This is a genomic window from Lysobacter enzymogenes, from assembly GCF_017168095.1.
Lineage (GTDB): Bacteria > Pseudomonadota > Gammaproteobacteria > Xanthomonadales > Xanthomonadaceae > Lysobacter > Lysobacter enzymogenes_D.
On sequence record NZ_LXSD01000353.1, the window covers coordinates 1 to 2,180 of the forward strand.

The 2,180-nt window shown below is 72.0% G+C and carries 3 protein-coding genes; all 3 read left to right on the forward strand.

The window, feature by feature from the left end; all coding sequences use genetic code 11:
* Positions 1-97 precede the first annotated feature (97 nt).
* The 3 genes from A7A76_RS13470 (at position 98) to A7A76_RS13480 (ending at position 2,041) form a co-directional block, all read left to right on the forward strand.
* A complete protein-coding gene (locus tag A7A76_RS13470; protein WP_241200933.1) occupies positions 98-583 on the forward strand; it encodes a hypothetical protein in 486 nt (161 codons plus the stop codon).
* A gap of 193 nt (positions 584-776) precedes the next feature.
* Positions 777-1,433, forward strand: a complete 657-nt coding sequence (locus A7A76_RS13475) for a hypothetical protein (protein ID WP_206411663.1) — start codon at positions 777-779, stop codon at positions 1,431-1,433.
* A 95-nt stretch (positions 1,434-1,528) separates the two neighbouring features.
* Positions 1,529-2,041 carry a GNAT family N-acetyltransferase gene (locus A7A76_RS13480; protein ID WP_206411664.1) on the forward strand — a complete coding sequence of 171 codons (513 nt, stop codon included), beginning with the start codon at positions 1,529-1,531 and terminating at the stop codon, positions 2,039-2,041.
* Positions 2,042-2,180: the final 139 nt, after the last annotated feature.

Here is a 2,180-nt window from a genome sequence, read left to right on the forward strand (position 1 = left end):
GGCGCGCGGCGGCGGCGGCAGGCGCAAGCGCGGGGTGATAGCCTGCCTTCCCCGCGGCCGCCGCCGGCGTCCGCGCTCCGTCCGCACGAGGCCCGCCATGTCCCATGCTTCCGTCCGCGCTGCAGGCTCCGGCCCGTCGCGTTTCCGCCGCGCGCGTCGCGCCGCGCTCGCCGCTGCGTTGCTGGCCGCGTTCGCGCTGCCGGGCACCGCCGCGGCCGGCGGCACGCTGACGTGCAAGCTGCGCTTCTCGATGTCGGGCTGGTCGGTGTTCTACAAGACTTCGTCCGGCTCGGGCACGGTCAGCTGCAGCAACGGCCAGAGCTTCGGGGTGAAGATCCGCGCCAAGGGCGGCGGGCTCACCGTCGGCAAGTCGCGCATCGACCACGGCGCCGGCGAGTTCGCCGGCGTGCACCGCATCGCCGACGTGCTCGGCAGCTACGCCTCGGCCGAGGCCCACGCCGGCGCGGCGCGTTCGAGCAAGGCGCAGGTGATGACCAAGGGCGAGGTCTCGCTGGCGCTGGCCGGCACCGGCCAGGGCTGGGGTCTGGGCGTGGCCTTCGGCAAGTTCACGATTTCGCGCTGAGCGCAGCGCATGATCGGCGCGTCGCTGACTGGATCGCTAACGCGCCGTGGCTGCGCGCTGAACTGGCGCCGCGGCGCGCGTTGATCCGCGCCGAGCCAGCCCGATCTAGCCCGGGTGGCCGGGCGAAACGCCCGGACCCGGCATCCGCATCCAGCGACCGTGCCGACGCGACGACGACGCGAGGAACCCGCCAATGCCGCATCCGCTGAAACGAAAATTCTTCGCCCTGACCGCCTCGCTGGCGGCGCTGCTGGGCACGCCGCTGCACGCGCAGGATCTTGCGCAAGGCTGGCAGCCGCGCAGCGGCGATGGCTGGGTGGACGTGTGGCTGGGCGACATCAACCGCTACGGCGCGCGCTATCGCGAGCCGTTCGTGGATGAGATGGTGCGTTACTACGGCGCGCCGCGCGAACTGGTCGGCGAACTGCTCGACCGCCGCCGCTGGACGCCGGGCGATGTCTACTACGCCTGCGCCATCGCCCAGGTGCTGGGCCGGCCGTGCCGCTACGTCGTCGACGAGTGGGATCGCGACCACGCCGAAGGCTGGGGCGCGGTCGCGCAGCGGCTCGGGATCAAGCCCGGCTCGGCCGATTTCCACAAGCTCAAGCGCGGCTTCGTGCCGACTTACGACCGTTGGGGCCGGCCGATCCTGATCGACAGCGAGTTGCGCCGCGATTACCCCAACCGCCCGTTCCGCGACGTGGAAACGCCGGCGCCGGCGAAGGCCAGGGACGCCAAGGCCGGCGACAAGGGCAAGCCGGGGAAGGCGGCCGGCAAGGCCGCGCCGGCCAAGGCGCAGGGCGGCAAGCATCCGCCCGCGCAGGGCGGCAAAGGGCAGGGCAAGGGCTGAGCCGCTCTGCGGCGTCATCGGCCGCGGTTCGCGCTCGCCGCGGCCTGGGTCTTTGGCCGAAGCGCGAGGCGCGGCGGCGCGGCTATCATCGCGGCATGAGCGCTCCGATACTTCCTGCGATTGCCGCCGACAGCATCCGCATCGTCGACTACCACCCGCGCTGGCGCGAGGATTTCGCCCGCCTCAACATCGAATGGCTGGAGCGCTGGTTCGTGGTCGAGCCGATCGACCGCGAAGTGCTCGGCGACCCGCAAACCCATCTGCTCGCCGGCGGCGGCCGCATCCTGTTCGCGATCGACGCCGACGACCGCGCCCTGGGCACGGTCGCGCTGCTGCCGTACCAGGACGGCAGCGTCGAACTGACCAAGATGGCGGTGGCCCCGGAACTGCGCGGCGGCGGCATCGGCCGGCGGCTGATGCAGGGCGCCATCGCGGCCTTCGGGCAGATGGGCGGACGCGAATTGTTCCTGGAATCGAGCACCAAGCTCGCGCCGGCATTGAAGCTGTACGAGAGCGTCGGCTTCCGCCATCGCCCCGCGCCGCGGCCGGGTTCGCACTATCAGCGCGCAGATGTGTACATGGTCTGGGAGCCCGGGAGCGGCGAGTGATCGCGCGGGCGTTGTTCCTGCAGGCGTTTCGGCGGGTACGTATCCGACTGTAGGAGCGGCGCAAGCCGCGACTGCAGGGCCTCAAGCTTGCGCCGCCAGTCGCGGATTCGCGGTCGCGACTTGCGTCGCTCCTACAGGG